This is a genomic window from Clostridium sp. (assembly GCF_051656525.1).
In the GTDB taxonomy this organism is placed as follows: Bacteria; Bacillota; Clostridia; order Clostridiales; family Clostridiaceae; genus Clostridium.
The window spans coordinates 1-2085 of sequence record NZ_JBOGCC010000064.1 but is presented as its reverse complement, the minus strand read 5'-3'; the positions used below and the strand labels follow the sequence as shown (position 1 = coordinate 2085).

General features: G+C 26.0%; 6 protein-coding genes. All 6 read right to left on the bottom strand.

What is annotated here, in order from left to right:
- Positions 1-156: 156 nt before the first annotated feature.
- The 6 genes from ACRDDY_RS02320 to ACRDDY_RS02295 are packed head-to-tail and all read right to left on the bottom strand — an operon-like array spanning position 157 to position 1921.
- Entirely contained in the window at positions 157-315 is a 159-nt protein-coding gene (locus ACRDDY_RS02320) for a DUF7336 domain-containing protein (protein WP_438563362.1), read from the bottom strand.
- A 43-nt stretch (positions 316-358) separates the two neighbouring features.
- Positions 359-520 (bottom strand): hypothetical protein, encoded by a 162-nt coding sequence (locus ACRDDY_RS02315; RefSeq protein WP_438563361.1) that lies wholly within the window; start codon positions 518-520, stop codon positions 359-361.
- 2 nt (positions 521-522) lie between these two features.
- Positions 523-1071, bottom strand: a complete 549-nt coding sequence (locus ACRDDY_RS02310) for a YopX family protein (RefSeq protein ID WP_438563360.1) — start codon at positions 1069-1071, stop codon at positions 523-525.
- 39 nt (positions 1072-1110) lie between these two features.
- A complete protein-coding gene (locus ACRDDY_RS02305; RefSeq protein ID WP_438563359.1) occupies positions 1111-1329 on the bottom strand; it encodes a hypothetical protein in 219 nt (72 codons plus the stop codon).
- Between the two features lie 39 nt (positions 1330-1368).
- Positions 1369-1542: a hypothetical protein gene (locus ACRDDY_RS02300; RefSeq protein ID WP_438563358.1), complete on the bottom strand. Its 174-nt coding sequence runs from the start codon at positions 1540-1542 to the stop codon at positions 1369-1371.
- Entirely contained in the window at positions 1532-1921 is a 390-nt protein-coding gene (locus ACRDDY_RS02295) for a hypothetical protein (RefSeq protein ID WP_438563357.1), read from the bottom strand. The genes ACRDDY_RS02300 and ACRDDY_RS02295 overlap by 11 nt, the downstream gene beginning before the upstream one ends.
- Positions 1922-2085: the final 164 nt, after the last annotated feature.

Below are 2085 nucleotides of genomic sequence, written 5' to 3'. Positions count from 1 at the left end.
ATTTGAGTAACTTTCAATTGGTACACTTAGAAATAATTCCTTCTCGCATATACCTTTTTCATCTTTGAGTGTTATGATCCTAGTCAAATTATAAGACATTAATAACTTTATGTCATATCTTAAATCGTCTCTATTCATAAAACCACCCCATTTAATTTATTTTACTTCATATTCAGTGCAATTCATACTTCCATAATAACCTTGCTCTTCTTCATATTTTATAAATTCTTTTGCTTTATCTTCCGTAGAAAATACATCTAGTACATGAAAACTTTCTCCATCAAATTCTTCAACTGCATATACTTTGTTTAACATACATATCCTCCGTTTCTGAAATTAAAATAGTTCTTTTAAACTCCTACCTAAATCCAATTAAAGTTATAACAATAATCATAAATGCAGATAAATAAAACATTTGAACATATATATCTTTTTTTATTATGTTACTTTTTACTGCACTGTACATTGTTATAAGTAGCATTAATTGGATTATTATAATAGCTACTATTGATATTTTCATTTTTAAACTCCAACTAACTCTGGATTTTCATATACGTTACCTACAACTTCTAAACTTCGTCTATAAAATTCATCAAACTTTATAATCTCACCTGTATCTAAATTTGTAAGTACATATTCATACTCTAATATTGATATTTCACATGTCATTATTGATTTATCTCTAATAAATTTTGCCTTAATAATATCACCTTCATATATTTCAGTTCCATTTGTATCTTTCATGCCTGTATACTGTACAATATTATCTAAGACTTCACTACCAATATACTCATGTTCACCTTCGAATCTTGAATAACTTCTATTGCAAGTAACTCCTTGTCCTCCAATATTAAACCAGTATTTACTTTCACAATCTAATTTATCTGAATATATCATTAAATTATTGTTTTCATCATATGCTCTAAATTTAATCTCCCTTTTTTCGTATTTACTACAAATCACTGATAATACATCATCTACACATGAATCATATAGTGCTAGTTCACTATATTTTTTATGTTCCTTATATTTACAGTCTGTCCCTTGAAATTTGCAACTTCCACAATTCATATAATTACTCCTTTGGATTAAAATATAGTATTTATTCTCCTATAAGCATTCGCAAGGTATTCTTGTAAAATTAGATTTATGAGAACATTTTCTGCAATTTTCTTCATAATCGTAGTTTGAACCACCATACCCATAATAGCAATACTTACAATGTTTACTATCTGTTAATTCTTTATCTGATTTTTCAAGTGCTTCAATTAAGCATTTGTTTCTTTCTTCTAGTTTTGATAACTTTAACTGCAACGTTCTTCTTTCCATGACTACCTCCTAGTGTGCTTAAAATATGTTATCTGTTCCCTAATCATTTTCTATTTTCTCTATTGCTGAATCAATTCTTTCTATAACACTTTGAATATCCATCTGATTTACTTCAATATTATCACTAAATTCACTCCATAGTAAATCTAAACCTTCAGATATAACCATCAATTCATCTAGTGTTAAGCACATTATTACTTGTTTATTTTCCATTTAAAATAGATTCCTTCTCTTTTATATATTCAACTATACAATCAACATTTAGCTCTTTTAATTCTTTAACATTTGATAATTCTTCTTCCTTTTCTAATTCTATAATTTCACATTTATGTAAATATTCCTCATATGCTTTATGTTTTTTATTTAAATAGTTAATATGACTATTATGTTCTAAACCTGATTTAATAGCACCTACACCTAAGCATCTTACTTCTTCATAATTTTCTTTTATCTCATCAATATTTATGTATTTGTATACATTTTTAATATTTTCAGCATATTCACTTTTATCTTTAATTTCTTCACCAAATACTGTTATCTTTACATAATATTGAATGTCAATTATATCTTCTATCATCTGATTTTTAGTCATAATTCACCTCTTTTACATCATAAATTTATTATTTTATTGACCATCTTACATTCTACACCTGTTGGTATCACTACGTCTTATGATTGTACATTGCCAATAATGTCATAAATATCTTTAAAATACTTTTTATTATTGAAACTTTCTACTTCTATAGTCTTATCAGA

Coding starts and splice junctions, on each gene's coding strand:
- ACRDDY_RS02315 (WP_438563361.1), bottom strand. CDS start 520: ATGAAAATATCAATAGTAGCTATTATAATAATCCAATTAATGCTACTT.
- ACRDDY_RS02310 (WP_438563360.1), bottom strand. CDS start 1,071: ATGAATTGTGGAAGTTGCAAATTTCAAGGGACAGACTGTAAATATAAG.
- ACRDDY_RS02320 (WP_438563362.1), bottom strand. CDS start 315: ATGTTAAACAAAGTATATGCAGTTGAAGAATTTGATGGAGAAAGTTTT.
- ACRDDY_RS02295 (WP_438563357.1), bottom strand. CDS start 1,921: ATGACTAAAAATCAGATGATAGAAGATATAATTGACATTCAATATTAT.
- ACRDDY_RS02300 (WP_438563358.1), bottom strand. CDS start 1,542: ATGGAAAATAAACAAGTAATAATGTGCTTAACACTAGATGAATTGATG.
- ACRDDY_RS02305 (WP_438563359.1), bottom strand. CDS start 1,329: ATGGAAAGAAGAACGTTGCAGTTAAAGTTATCAAAACTAGAAGAAAGA.